At 73.4% G+C, this 13,214-nt stretch carries 11 protein-coding genes and 2 tRNA genes; 6 read left to right on the forward strand and 7 right to left on the reverse strand.

The annotated features are described in order from the left end of the window. The first annotated feature begins 45 nt into the window (after positions 1-45). The gene (locus tag Q5761_RS00395; RefSeq protein ID WP_243123711.1) at positions 46-738 is read left to right on the forward strand and encodes a succinate dehydrogenase iron-sulfur subunit; all 693 of its coding nucleotides are present in this window, start codon (positions 46-48) and stop codon (positions 736-738) included. Between the two features lie 229 nt (positions 739-967). Here Q5761_RS00395 and Q5761_RS00400 read toward each other — a convergent pair whose 3' ends face one another. Further along, positions 968-1,789, reverse strand: coding sequence for a hypothetical protein (locus tag Q5761_RS00400; protein ID WP_318750773.1), 822 nt, complete (start codon positions 1,787-1,789; stop codon positions 968-970). 191 nt (positions 1,790-1,980) lie between these two features. On the opposite strand from Q5761_RS00400, the gene Q5761_RS00405 reads away from it, so the two are divergent. Further along, the gene (locus Q5761_RS00405; RefSeq protein ID WP_318750774.1) at positions 1,981-2,574 is read left to right on the forward strand and encodes a cob(I)yrinic acid a,c-diamide adenosyltransferase; all 594 of its coding nucleotides are present in this window, start codon (positions 1,981-1,983) and stop codon (positions 2,572-2,574) included. Positions 2,575-2,837: 263 nt separating this feature from the next. Here the strand turns inward: Q5761_RS00405 and Q5761_RS00410 are convergent, their stop codons facing one another. From Q5761_RS00410 to Q5761_RS00430, 5 genes are all read right to left on the reverse strand, one after another. Next, positions 2,838-3,935 carry a polysaccharide deacetylase family protein gene (locus Q5761_RS00410; protein WP_318750775.1) on the reverse strand — a complete coding sequence of 366 codons (1,098 nt, stop codon included), beginning with the start codon at positions 3,933-3,935 and terminating at the stop codon, positions 2,838-2,840. Between the two features lie 214 nt (positions 3,936-4,149). Continuing rightward, positions 4,150-4,222: transfer RNA gene (locus tag Q5761_RS00415), tRNA-Lys, on the reverse strand. Positions 4,223-4,335: 113 nt separating this feature from the next. After that, positions 4,336-4,521, reverse strand: a complete 186-nt coding sequence (locus tag Q5761_RS00420; RefSeq protein ID WP_318750776.1) for a hypothetical protein — start codon at positions 4,519-4,521, stop codon at positions 4,336-4,338. A gap of 17 nt (positions 4,522-4,538) precedes the next feature. Continuing rightward, positions 4,539-4,615 (reverse strand) — tRNA-Met (locus Q5761_RS00425). A 174-nt stretch (positions 4,616-4,789) separates the two neighbouring features. Then, positions 4,790-6,250 carry an ISLre2 family transposase gene (locus Q5761_RS00430; protein ID WP_135224670.1) on the reverse strand — a complete coding sequence of 487 codons (1,461 nt, stop codon included), beginning with the start codon at positions 6,248-6,250 and terminating at the stop codon, positions 4,790-4,792. A gap of 806 nt (positions 6,251-7,056) precedes the next feature. On the opposite strand from Q5761_RS00430, the gene Q5761_RS00435 reads away from it, so the two are divergent. From Q5761_RS00435 to Q5761_RS00450, 4 genes are all read left to right on the forward strand, one after another. Further along, on the forward strand, positions 7,057-7,542 hold the full coding sequence (locus tag Q5761_RS00435; RefSeq protein WP_318750777.1) for a hypothetical protein: 486 nt from the start codon (positions 7,057-7,059) through the stop codon (positions 7,540-7,542). A gap of 1,368 nt (positions 7,543-8,910) precedes the next feature. Then, entirely contained in the window at positions 8,911-10,029 is a 1,119-nt protein-coding gene (locus Q5761_RS00440; protein ID WP_318750778.1) for an inositol-3-phosphate synthase, read from the forward strand. Between the two features lie 3 nt (positions 10,030-10,032). Then, positions 10,033-11,448, forward strand: coding sequence for an NTP transferase domain-containing protein (locus Q5761_RS00445; RefSeq protein WP_318750779.1), 1,416 nt, complete (start codon positions 10,033-10,035; stop codon positions 11,446-11,448). Positions 11,449-11,675: 227 nt separating this feature from the next. After that, positions 11,676-12,362, forward strand: coding sequence for an SOS response-associated peptidase (locus Q5761_RS00450; protein WP_135224682.1), 687 nt, complete (start codon positions 11,676-11,678; stop codon positions 12,360-12,362). Here the strand turns inward: Q5761_RS00450 and Q5761_RS00455 are convergent. Beyond that, the gene (locus Q5761_RS00455) at positions 12,293-12,946 is read right to left on the reverse strand and encodes a helix-turn-helix domain-containing protein (RefSeq protein WP_135224683.1); all 654 of its coding nucleotides are present in this window, start codon (positions 12,944-12,946) and stop codon (positions 12,293-12,295) included. The two genes, Q5761_RS00450 and Q5761_RS00455, sit on opposite strands and share 70 nt — an antisense overlap. Between the last annotated feature and the right edge of the window lie 268 nt (positions 12,947-13,214).

Genomic DNA, 13,214 nt, shown 5'->3' on the forward strand with positions numbered 1-13,214 from the left:
GAGCGGGTTCATGTCAGCGGCGCACGGGGAGTGAGGACCTTGCAGGTGACGCTGCGGATCCGGCGCTACAACCCGGAGCGGGATCGCGAGCCCCACTGGGAGGAGTACCGGCTGCAGGCCGATCCCACGGACCGGGTGCTCGATCTGCTCAACCGGGTCAAGTGGGAGATCGACGGGACCCTGGCCTACCGACGCTCCTGTGCCCATGGCGTGTGCGGCTCCGACGCGATGATCATCAACGGCAAGGCGCGGCTGGCGTGCAAGACGCTGGTCAAGGAGCTGTCCCAGCCCATCACCGTCGAGCCGATGCGCGGCTTCCGCGTGAAGAAGGACCTGATCGTCGACTTCACCGGTTTCTTCGCGGCCTACCGCGCCATCAAGCCGTACCTGATCAACGACGACCCGGAGCCCGAGCGGGAGCGGCTCCAGTCCCCCGAGGACCGCGAGCGATTCGACGACACGACCAAGTGCATCCTGTGCGGCTGCTGCACCACCTCCTGCCCCTCCTTCTGGGCGAACCCCGACTACGTCGGTCCCGCGGCCATCGTCAACGCCCACCGCTTCATCTTCGACAGCCGCGACCAGGCCGCGGACGAACGGCTGCGCATCCTGAACTCGCGGGACGGGGTGTGGCGCTGCCGGACCATCTTCAACTGCACCGAGGCGTGCCCGCGCGGCATCGAGGTCACGCGGGCGATCCAGGAGGTCAAGCGCGCCATCCTGTTGGGCCAGCGCTAGGGACGAACCGGCGGCGACGCGGGGGATCGGGCAGGCGGATCCGGCCGGGGGTCCCGGGGCGTCCGGGGCCGCGCGCCGGGGCGCGACCCGGTGGGGACCCGACGGGGTCGGGCGCGAGGCAGCCCCTGGCGCCCTTCGCCCCGGCCGCCGCCGGGATGAGCGATGAAGGCGGCCCTCCCACGCCACGCCCGCATGGGGCCCGCGGGGCCGCCGACCGGGGCGCGCGGCCTCAACGGGAGCGGGGCAGGGTTTCACCGGGGGCGCCGATCACCACCTCCACCGGATGCCACCGCCCCGCCAGGCGGGCGTAGCGGATCCAGGCCGGTCGGGTGGCCGTGCCGTCCCAGACGTCGTAGCGGGCGACCACCTGTCCCTGCCGCAAGAGGACCAGCTGGGTCAGGGTGACGCGCCGGGCCGGCCAGCCCTCGCGGCGGGCCCGCTGGGCGAGGATCGTCGTGCCCGCGCGGGCCAGCTCCGGCGCGAACTGGCGCAGGAAGACCCGCGCGTCGGCGGCCGACCCCACGGCGACGGGCGGGCCGCCCTCTTCGTACACGGCCGGGGCGGTGTCCCCCTCCAGGGCGATGCCCAGCCCCGTTTGGGCGGGCACGGCGACGGGAGCGCCGGGCGGCAGCCCCAGGCGCGCCGTGGCCAGCATCCAGGGGAGGCCGGCCAGCAACGCCAGGAGGGCGAGGGCAGCCCACGCCAGGGCGGAGCGGTCCGCCCGGGCGCCGGCCGCCCGGTGGCGGCCGGCGCCCGGCGTGGCCGCCAGGGACGCCGCCGGCCCGCGGCCGGGAACGGCCGCGGGCCGGCGGGCCGCACCACCGGCGCCCTCCCCTGGCTCGCCGGGGCGCGGCGTCGGCTCGCTCCTCGCGGGGCCCGGCACGGGAGCCCGAGGGGAGTGGGCCGGGGCAGGGCCTGCGGACGGGCCTTGGGCGTCGATGGGCGATGGCGGGCGAGCCGAGCAAGCGTCGCCGGGGCGCTCCGAGCGCGGGCCGCGGGCGAGCGGCCGGTTCGTCTGCGGGGAGCGCGGGTCGGCCTGGCGGTGGCTCATGGCGGACACCCCCTGTACCCCTATGCGCACCGGTGACCGGCCTAGACCGGGCGATGGACCGCCGCGATGGGGCTCCCTTTGAAGGCTTGCGAGGCGCGCCCCGGCGACTGCCCCAGGCCGGGGGATGGAGCGGGGTGGGAGTGGACGGGCGCCTCGGAACGGGATCCGGCGACGGAAGGGGAGGGGTGGGCGTGAGGATCTATACGCGCACGGGTGATGGGGGCGAGACCGGCCTCCTCGGCGGGGTGCGCGTGCCGAAGGCGCATCCCCGGGTGGAGGCGTACGGGGCGGTGGACGAGCTCAACGCCCTGCTCGGGCTCGTCGCGGCCCACCTGGGCGGTGCGGAGCCGGCGCCGCTCTTGCAGGAGCTGCAGCGGGACTGCTTCCTCCTGGGGGCGGACCTGGCGACGCCGCCGGGAGATGCCCGGCGACGCGGCGCGGGCCTGCCCCAGGTGCCTGCGCAACGGGTGGCGGAGCTGGAGGCGCACATCGACCGCTACGACGCCCAGCTCCCGCCGCTCCGGCAGTTCATCCTGCCCGGCGGGACGGTCCCTGCGGCGCTGCTGCACGTGGCGCGCACCGTGGCGCGCCGGGCGGAGCGGCGGGTTGCGGCCCTGGCCGCCCAGGAGCCGGTCAATCCCGTCGTCCTCCAGTACCTCAACCGCCTCTCGGACCTGCTGTTCGTGCTGGCGCGCTGGGTGAACCACCGCGCAGGGGTGGCCGACGCTCCGTGGGGGCGGGAGGGCTGGCGCGGCCCCGCTGCGGGTCCCGACGAGGGGGGCTGAACCCCATCCCGACCGCCGCGGGCCGGGGCGCACTCCGGTGGGGCGGGGCGAAGGGGGGCGCGACGGGGCCGGGGACCTGCCGCCGCGAAAGCGAGGCCGGGGCCGCGACCGGGACCGCTGGGTCGGGCGAGGAGGGACCGGGGCAACGAGGCCCCGGCCCCTCCATCGGCGGCACGGTCCACCACCGGGCCGCCGGGCCGGGTCGGCTCAATAGCAGACAGCCCCCCGACGGCACGGAGGCGACGAGGACAGGCGACACCGCCTCAACCGGAGGCGGCGACGACGTAGCGGATCCCCAGCCGCGCCCACCGCCGGGCCAGCTCCGCCGCGCGCGCCTTGGAGGCGACGCGTCCCGTCTGCACCCAGTAGTGCGGCTTGTACTTGGGGTGGGGAGCGACGTACATCCGGTAGCCGGTGAGGCGGGTGAATCGCTGCGCGGCCTTCTGGGCCTCCGCCTTCGACCGGTAGAGACCTCCCCCGACGTAGTATCCGCTGGGCTTGGTCGGCTTCGGTGCCGGGGCGGCCGGCGCGTAGCGGCGCAGCAGGTCGACCACCTGCTTGCCCGTCATGCCGCGGACACCCGTGTTGAACCGGGGCAGCTCCATGTCGGGGGTGGCGCGGGAGACGAGACCGGGCTTCGTCGTGAAGGCGAAGCGGATGCCCTCGGCCCGGGCCGCGCGGACGAAGGCCGGGGTGTAGGCGCCGTAGGGGTAGGCGAGCATGTCCGGTTCGTCCCCCAAGAGCTCCCGGTGACGTTGGCGCGCCCGGGCCATGTCGGCGCGGATCTCTGCCTCGTCCATCACCCACACCATCGCCACGTCGGCGCCGTCGCGCTGGCGGATGACGCGGCGGTGCATGTCGTACGTGTGGGACTGCACCTCGACGCCGCCGGCCACCAGCTCGCGCACGGCCCGGCCGCTGACGGTGTTCGGAGTCCGGTCGATGCGGGAGTACACCACGAAGGCGACGGCGGGCACCTTGTGGTGCTTCAAGATGGGCAGCGCCACGGAGTGGATCTCCTTCATGCCGTCGTCGATGGTCAGCAGGACCGCGTTGGGCGGGATCGACCCCTGGCCCCGTTTCCAGCGGCGGAACTGCTCGGCGGAGACGAACTGGAATCCGGCCGCCTTCAACGTGCGGATGTGTTCGTCGAACTGCCGGCGGGTCACGGTGATGGGCCCATCCGGCGGGCGCTCGAAGCCGTGGTAGAGCAGGACCGCCACCTGGTTGGCGTAGTAGACCGGCCTGGCCGCCGCCCCGGCCGTGGCCGTCCAGCCATACAGGCTGATCGCCAAGATGACGCACAGGCTGGTCGCGAAGACCTTGACCCCCGCCGTCACCGCTCGCCACCGTCGCCCCACGCCGATGCGCCTCCTCGCAGTCCCTCGCCTCTCCTTCGACGACGTTCGACAACCCTGGGATTCGCTTCCTTTGGCACCATTCCTACCCCACCACCCCGCCCGGCGCGCGGGACTGCAGCCAAAGGCCGGGGCCTCCAGCAGCCGCGTCCGAATCGGTGGGGGACAGGGGGTACGCAAAAAAAGAAGCCCGCGCACTTGCGCGGGCTCTTTGTTGTAGGCCCTGTGGGACTCGAACCCACAACACCCTGATTAAGAGTCAGGTGCTCTACCAATTGAGCTAAGGGCCTACATCAGTTCCAACCCGGCCGGCTACCCGGCGACATCGCAAACTGCGGCCCCCCGCGTGATCGGGCGGGGACCGGCCACACAACCCTATTGTAACATACCGAGCTGCAGGCCGCTAGCGCGGATCGCCGGCCGTCACGGCCGTGTCGCCGTGGAAGAACCGGCTCGCCTGGGCCCCCGGGGAGGCCTTGGCCCGTCGCGACCCAGCTTGTGCGACCAGCCGCCGCACCGCCTGCGCTGCCGCCCGGCCCGCCCCGGCTGCCTCGCGCGCCGGCGTACGGCGCCGATCGTACCGCCTCACGGCGCGACCGGCTCCCCTGGTGGCGGCGGGTGGACTCGAACCACCGACCGTGCGGGTATGAACCGCATGCTCTGACCAACTGAGCTACGCCGCCTTAACCCTGCAAGCCCGGCGCATCGGCGCGGATCCACGTCGATCCTCTGCGCGACCGTGGGACCCCGCGTCCGCAAGCGCTATTATATGGACTCCCGCCGCTGGTGCGCAAGCGGCCCCAGGGCGTCGACTGCATCAAGCTTCGGTAGGTGGATCCCCCCGACCCATGTTCCGGTCACGCCACAGAAAGGCCGGCCAGATGCCGCAGCGCCTTCACCCACTCGCGGTCCGCATGGGGTCCGTAGAGCGCCGGGATCCGCACCCGCAGCCACTGGGCGACATCCTCCACGTCGCTCCGGCTCAGGCGCTGCCCGAACAGCCGGCCTTGCGGGGTCGGGGCCACCGGTGGCGCCTGGCGGCGCTGCCAGACCGGACGCGCGTAGCGATCGAGCTCCCCGTTCGCTCGAGCCGCCAACAGCCGGGCCAGGTGCCGAGCCCCTCGCTCGCTCCACGCGGCCCCGCGCCGCTTCATTCGCCGGGCCAGCACGTGGTAGTTCTCCGCCTCGATCGCACCGAGCCGCCGCGCGTTCGCGTCGGCCACGATGCCGTCCCAGTGGTTCTTCAAGTACTGCTTCAGTTCTTGGACGCGGTCGCGCGCTTCACCCCGCGCCCGCCGGCGAGCCGCATCCAGGATCGTCTCCACCTCGCGCCACGGCTTCCCCTCGGCCAGGGCCGCCGCCAGCTGCCGGTGGGCTTCCGCGTCGTGCTGCAGTCCCCGCCGCATGGCCCGTTTCAGGTGGAACGGATCGAGGCGATACGAAGCCTGTGGGAGGTACTCAAGGGCCTTGCGGATCCACGGCGCCCCGTCCCCACCCACCGTGCACTGTTCCACCCGGGCCCAGTCCCACTCCGCCGCAAAGGCCGCCAGCGCCTCCTCGATGGACGCCGTCCCTTCGCCCACGGCCACGTGCACCCGCCGGTTCTTCAGCACCGTCCGCCCCCGCGCGTCCGTCGCCTTGCCCTCATACGCCAGCGCATGCATCAGCGCAATCCGCTCTTTCTGCCCATCCGGCCCGCGCCGCCGGCCCCGCACCAACAGCTCGTCAAACTCCAAGTCGACGGCGGCCGCCGGCCGGCTCCCGGGCGGGATCTCGCCCCGCTCAAACACCGCCTCCCGCTGCGCCTTCGCCGCTTCGTCCGCTCGGGCCCCGGCCGCCTGCACATCCGCCCACAAGGCCATGGCGCTCAGCCGCACGGCCCCGCAGCTCACCCGCTCCAGCCAGTCCGCTGCCGCCGCAAACGGCACTTGGGTGCACAGCTGAATCCCGAACTCCTGCACCAGCGGCGAGTATCGCTGCCGCGGCGCCAGCCCGAGCACTTCATCCAGCAAGAACCGCCGTGCGCCGCTCGGCCGCTCCTGGTAATACCGTCGTTCCCACTGGATCTCACCCACCCACGTGATCAGGCTCCGCGGTTGCTGATTGACGCACTTCAGTTGCCGCCGGTCCCGCTGCTCCATCAGCTGCCGGTCCAGCGCCTCCAAAGCCGTGACCAACAGTTGCCGCGCGGCCTCCTGCGCCCCTCGGACCACGGCCACCTCCAGCGCTCGAAAGTCCGGAGCCTCCCACAGGGCCTTTTCCACAACCCGAGCAAGCTGCAGGGTGATCTCCCCGATGCGGCGAATCACGTCCTTCATGGAGAGGCCTCACCTCCATCCTTGGCCAGAAGGATCGGCTGTCCCGTTTGGGACAACCTGGTGAGGTCTCTCCTTCGCTTTTCCCCCACCAGCACCTACCGAAACTTTAGACAGTCAGGGCGTCGTGGCTGCCTGCCCCATGGCCTCCGACCGCCGGTGGGGGCCACGTCGACGCGCGGCCGACCGCGCCGCGCGGGAGTGCCGGAGGATCACCGGTCGTCCCAGCGCGAGGGCCTAGGGTGCCCGGGGTTCGACCGGTCGTCCCGTCGCGCCCGCAACCGCTCTTCTCGTTGCCTCCACCCGCCGGTGGCGCGCCGCACACCAGCCGGCCGATCCGCAGAGACCTGCGGCTGCGGGCCCAGGCGAAGGTGCCCATTCCCTTCCCCTTGGCGCAGGGAACCGACTGCGCAACCGAAAAATACTCGGAAAAAGACCCCTTCCCGGGATTTGGGCGGTCCATGCGATCCTGGGTCCATCCGAGGATGGCCTCTTTCGCGACCCCGGCTGGTCACTGCGCCGTCGCGCTGGCGAGGCCTGTCGTCCGGGTTCGCAGATGGGCGGTCAGCTCGCAGCGCACCGTGGCTTACTCGATTCATCGCGGCGGCCCGCCCGGTCCAGCCCCGGTCCATGCCCCAGCCGGGTCCCCGCGCAGCCCGATCCCAGCCGTTGGGGGTCTGCGTTCCACGAGACCGCACCCGGCCCGGGCGGCAGGGCGGCGTGATCGCTGGGAACCCCCTCGATGCAACGGGGGGCATGCCGTCGGGCCGTTGCGATGCCGTCGTCACGAGCCGCAAGGGGGGCCTTCCGTGCGATGGGTGCTACTGGGCCGCTTTGGTGACGCCGCGCGCCAATGCGCGGCCTTCGTGATGGATCGGGCCGATGTGGTCGCCGCGGTCCTGGAGCCGGCGGCCCGATCCCGGGCCGGTTGGGACGAGGCCGGCTTCCGCGCTGCCGTGCGCGCGTGGGCGCACCAGCAGTTCCGTGAGGTGCGCCCGGTGCTCGGCCTGCAGTACGTTCTGGCCCGGGGCGGCTACGAGACGGAGTGGCTCCTGTACTGCCCGGTGTGCGGCGTGGGACCGTTCCACCTGGCCGCCCGGGCAGGTGAGGCGGGGCTCGCGCCCCGCACCTGGGATGACCGCCGCCTCCTCTGCCATCTGGCGGAGGCCTTTGCCCATCGGCACGACCTCCCGGACCCGCACGGTCCGCGGGCTGCGGGCACGACTGCAGGGGACGCCGCGGCCGGGCAGGAACCCGGCCTGCGGGGCCCGGCGACGACGGTGGTGGGCCCGTAGGGGCGAGTCGGCCAAGGAAGCCCTGTTGACAGCCGCCCATGATGAGTGCTAATAGACTGATCAGGATGAATCCACCATCCACCGCGTCCTCCCAGTTCGTCGTGTGGTGATCGCGGGGAGCGCAGCGTTCCCCACGGTTTCGGCCGGCCGAAAGGGATCCATTCGTCTCGAATCTCACTCACGTCCCGTTCGCGGTGTGGGCCATGGCCGGTCGCGCCGGCGGAATGGCCCCGCCCGATGTCCATCCATGGTACACCGGTAGGCTACTCCGGTACCGCCTCAGCGGCGGGATGCCGGACGGTTCCATGCCGCCAACTCATGAAGACGATGGGCCGCGCAGGCGCGGCTTGTGATGCGGCATCCCCGTGCCGACGCCAGGGGTGCCAGGGGTCGGGGTATCGGCCCGTCCGGGTGGTGCGATCCCCGCTCGACCATGGTCGCGGCCACGGCCCAGGCGTTCCTGCGCCGCCGGGCGCGGGGGCGAAGGGCTCTCGCCCGCCCGCCGTCACGCCCCGGTGTGGCTCGCCCCGTGCCCGGATCTGAAACCCCCGCGTGACGGGGTGCGGCAAGGCCGCGGGGTGCCAGGCGTCGAGGCGTCCTGGGGACGGGCGGATCGCGCGTCCACCATGGTCCCAGGGTGGACCCAGGGATCGCCGGGCGGCGCGGGTTTGCGGTTCCCGGCGCCCGCGGTGCGCCCCGTGCCCGGTCGACGGTCCGGGGGCCTGGGTCGCTGTACCCGATCGACGAACCGGGGTCCCGAGCCGCCCGTGCATCCCCGGTCTCGCCGGCGTCCTGGTCGTGGGACCGCATGACCTCCCGGCGACACCAGTGCATCGGGGGAGACCCCACCGTCCGAGGGACCCCGTCGTCGGCTGGGGTTCGGCGTCGAGCGGGCTCGTCGACCAGGAGCAGGGCCGATCCCGGGCGGCCCGCCGCGCCGACCCGTCGGCGCGCCGATCCGTCGCCCACGACGATCCCTCGAGCCCGCGCGGGGTCGGCCCCGGTCAGGGCGAGGCCGCGGGAGCGTGGGCCGGCCTCCTCCCCGACGCGGTGCGGCTGCCTCCGCCGGCGGCGGAGGCGGTGTCCCAGGGGGTGCCGCGCGTCGCCCACGAGGCTGCCGGCCGCGGCGCGGCGGATGGGCGACCCCGCGGGCAGGGGCATCCCGGGGGCGCATCCACGCGGTGGCGTGGTGGAGGAACGCGGTGACTGCGGTGGTGGGAGCGGAGCCGGTTCGTCCGCGGACGGTGGTCGCTGCGCGGGAGCCGCTGGCGCGGAGACCGGCGGGGAGACGCGGTGGAGGGGCATCCTCGCTTCCGCCCGATTTCCCGAGGGGCGTCGGGTTGGCATTGGGAGAGGAGGGCAGCTGCGATGGGGAAGATCCGTGTGGCCATTGCGGGCGTCGGCAACTGCGCCAGCTCGCTGGTGCAGGGGATCTACTACTACGCCGATCCCGAGCGGCTTCGCCAGGGCACGGGCCTCATGCACCCGGAGATCGGCGGCTACAGGCCGGCGGATATCGAGATCGTCGCTGCCTTCGACGTCGACCGGAGGAAGGTGGGCAAGCCGCTCCGGGAGGCGCTCTTCGCCAAGCCCAACTGCACGCCGGTGTTCTGCCCGGACCTGCCGGACATCCCCGTCACCGTGCAGATGGGTCCGGTGCTGGACGGCGTCAGCGAGCACATGGCCGACTACCCGGAGGACCGGACCTTCGTCCTCGCCGACGAGCCGCCGGTGGACGTGGCCCGTGTGCTGCGGGAGACGCGGGCAGACATCCTGGTCAACTACCTGCCGGTGGGCTCGGAACAGGCGACCCGTTACTACGCCGAGGCGGCGCTGGAGGCCGGCGTGGCCTTCGTCAACGCGATCCCGGTGTTCATCGCCTCGTCGCCGCGGTGGGCGGAGCGGTTCCGCCGCAAGGGCCTGCCGGTGGTCGGTGACGACATCAAGAGCCAGGTGGGCGCCACCATCGTGCACCGGGTGCTGACCCGGCTGTTCGAGGACCGGGGCGTCCGGCTGCGCCGCACCTACCAGCTGAACTTCGGCGGCAACACCGATTTCCTCAACATGCTCAACCACAGCCGGCTCAAGAGCAAGAAGCAGTCCAAGACCCAGGCGGTCCAGTCCCAGCTGGGCGAGCCGCTGCCGGGCGAGGACATCCACATCGGTCCCAGCGACTACGTGCCCTGGCTCAACGACAACAAGATCTGCATGATCCGCATGGAGGGCGTCGGCTTCGGCGACCAGCCCATCGAGCTGGAGCTGCGCCTCTCGGTGCAGGACTCGCCCAACAGCGCCGGCGTGATGATCGACGCCATCCGTTGCACCAAGCTGGCGCTGGATCGCGGCCTGGCCGGTCCCATCGAGCCCGTCTCCGCCTACTTCATGAAGTCGCCGCCGGTGCAGTACACCGATGACGAGGCGCGCCGCCTGGTGGAGGCCTTCATCCGGGGCGAGGCCGTGGCGGCGCGGACCCAGGCGGGCGACTGACCGGTGGACGCGGTGGTCCTGGCGGCCGGCGCCGGAACGCGGTTCCGGCGCACGGCCGCTTCCTGTCCCAAGCCGCTGCACCGGCTCTTCGGCATCAGCCTGGTGGAACGGGCCCTGCGCATCGCGCGCCAGGCCGGCTGCCGACGGGTGTGGGTGGTGACCGGCTGGCAGGCGGAGGAGGTCGAACGGGCGATCCGGGCGAGCGGTCGCCCGTGGGTCGAGGTGGTTCGCGCCGATCACTGGGCGTGGGGCAACGGCGCCTCGCTGCTCGCCGTACGGGGCCGGGTGGACGGCCCCTTCCTCCTGCTGATGGCCGACCACGTGATGGACCCGCAGCTGGCCCGCCAGGCCGTGGCCGCCGCCGAGGCCCGGCGGGACGAACTGGCCGCAGGCGGCGCCATGCTCTTGGTGGATCCCCGGCTCGAGCAGGTCTTCGACCTGCCGGAGGCCACCAAGGTGCGCACGAGCGCGGGCGGGACGCGGATCGAGGCCATCGGCAAGGACCTGGACGCCTTCGACGCCGTGGACACGGGCGTCTTCATCGGCTCGCCCGGTCTCCTGGACGAACTGGCCGCCCTGGCGGACGCCGCGGCCGCCCAGGCGGCCGCGGGCGAGGGGACCGGCGTCGAACCGGTGACCCTGACGGCGGGAGCTCGTCGCCTGGCGGAGAAGGGGCGGTTGGGCGCCGTGCGGGTGACCGACGGCTGGTGGGTCGACGTGGACGATGCCGCCGCCCTGGACCATGCTCGGCAGCGGCTGCTGGCCCACGCCGCCGCCTCGGGGGGCGACGGCCCCATCGCCCGCTGGTTGAACCGTCGTCTCTCGCGGCCCCTGTCCGCGCTCCTCGCCCAGGCGGGGGTGGGACCCAACGGTGCCACGCTGATGGCCTTCGCGTCCGTCCTGGCGGGAGCTGCGGCCTTCGCCGCCGGCGCACCGGTCCTCGGCGGGATCCTCTGCCAACTGGGTTCCGTGCTGGACGGCTGCGACGGCGAGCTGGCCCGGCTTCGTCTGGAGGCCCAGCCGCGCGGCGCGTTCCTCGACACGGTCCTGGACCGCTATGCCGACGCCGTCGTCGTGGCCGGTCTGGCGGCCGGCGCGCTGGGGGCAGGCGCCGCCTGGCCGACGACGGCGGCCGCGGCGCTGGCCGCCATGGCCGGGTTGCCGCTCTCGGCGCTGATGAAGGACCGGTTGCAACTCCTACGCGAGGCCGCCGGGCGGCGGTTCGACCCCCTGCGCGACGATCCGCCCTGGCTGCGCTGGGTGCCGGGAAACCGCGACGGGCGTTACTTCCTGGTCTTCCTGGCGGGGCTCGCCGGTGCCCCGCTGGCTGCCCTGGTCCTGCTGGCCACCGTCTCCCATGCCCTGGCGCTGGGCCGGTTGATCCACGCCTGGCGCCACCTCGGGGGCGAGGACCGCTGAGGGCGCCGTGAGCCCGCCCGACGGCTCCATCAGGGGTCCCCGGTGCGGTCACGTCGGCCCCTGCTGCGACATGGCTCCTGCGGGGGCCACGGCAGGCACGTGGCCGCACGGCCGGTGTCCTGGCACCGGCGGGGGATCGTTCGCCATCTGGGTGCATCTGGTATACTCGGTGCTGGCGTCCGCGACGGAGCGGCCGACGACGATGACGGAGGCGGGAGCGCAGCCCGATGTGCGGTCGGTTCACCCTGACCACGCCCGCCGTGGAACTGGAGCGCCGCTTTCTGGTCGACCTCCAGGGCCGGCACGTGCCGCGCTACAACGTGGCGCCCGGCCAAGAGGTGCTCGCCGTGGTGGCGGCCGGGGGAGCGCGGCGACCGGCGCGGCTGCGGTGGGGCCTGATCCCGCCGTGGAGCGACGATCCGCGCCCGGGTCCCATCAACGCGCGGGCGGAGACGGCCGCCCGGCGCCCCATGTTCCGCCAGGCCATGCGCCGTCGGCGATGCCTGATCCCCGCCGACGGCTTCTACGAGTGGATGCGCCGCGGCAAGGCGCGCCTGCCCGTGCTCTTTCGGCTGCGGGACGGCAGCCCCTTCGCGCTGGCGGGGATCTACGAGCGCTGGGAGGGCTCCGACGGTCCGGTGTGGACCTGCTGCGTGCTGACCACGCGGCCCAACCCGCTGGTCGGTCAGGTCCACGACCGCATGCCGGTCATCCTGCGGCCGGAGTGGGAGGCGGCATGGCTGGACGCCGACATCCCGCCGGAGGAACTGGCGGCCGCGTGGGAGCCGTACCCGGCGTCGGCGATGGTCGCCTACCCCGTCTCCCCGCGGGTGAACTCGCCGCGTCACGACGACCCCGGCTGCGTGATGCCCGTCGGGCCGCCGTTGCCGTCGCCGGGCGGCGAGGCCGACTGAGGCCCCGTGGCGACGGGCCCGCCGCCCAGGTAGCGGCCCAGGGCATCGGCCACCACCTGTCGCACCCACTCGCGGGCCACGGGATCGTCGGGGTAGGGGGCTGGAAGCGGCGCCTGCAGACCCGATCTCAGGGGTGGGGGCAGCGACGGCGTGCTCCCGCGGCCAGGAGGCGGCGGCTGCGCCGCCGCGAAGGGGGACGAACCGGCCACCCGCACCGCCACGGCACCGGTCAGCCAGGCCAGGTTCCAGGCGGCATCGAGCAGGTCCACCAGGTATTCGCGGGCGGTGTCGGTCAAGGGGACGCCCTGGTAGTGCACGGTGCGGCCCGGGTCGCGGAGCAGCACCCGTAGATCCAGGGGGCCCGGCGCCCCGTCGTAGCCGGTCACCAGCCAATCCAGGCTGCGTCCCAGCAACCGCGCCAGGGTCGCGGCGACGGGCAGCGACGGGTACTTGACACCCCGTTCCACGTCGCTGAGATGGGACGGCGAGATGTGGGCCCGCCGCGCCAGCTCCTTGATCGAGAGGCCGGCCGATTGGCGGGCGAGCCGGATGCGGTTGCCGACGGCTGCGGGATCGGACTGCATGGCGTGAAGAACATTAGCACCGCCGGAAGCGGCGATAAAGCCGGGCGGGTTCGCCCTGGGCGACGTCCCCACAGGATGCGACGCCGAGGCGGCCAGCGGTTCGGCCGCCGCGCCGCACGCCGCGGCCGCGGGGGAAGGCGAGGGGCCTTGGCCCCTTCGGGGCCGACCGGGACGGACGCCGGTCCGCCCCGGGCGGAGGGGACGACGGAACGGCGGGGTCTCGGATACGCCGTCGGCGTATTTCCTTCGCTTAGAAGGCGTGGTAGGA

This window comes from Thermaerobacter composti, from assembly GCF_033582035.1.
In the GTDB taxonomy this organism is placed as follows: Bacteria; Bacillota; Sulfobacillia; order Thermaerobacterales; family Thermaerobacteraceae; genus Thermaerobacter; species Thermaerobacter composti.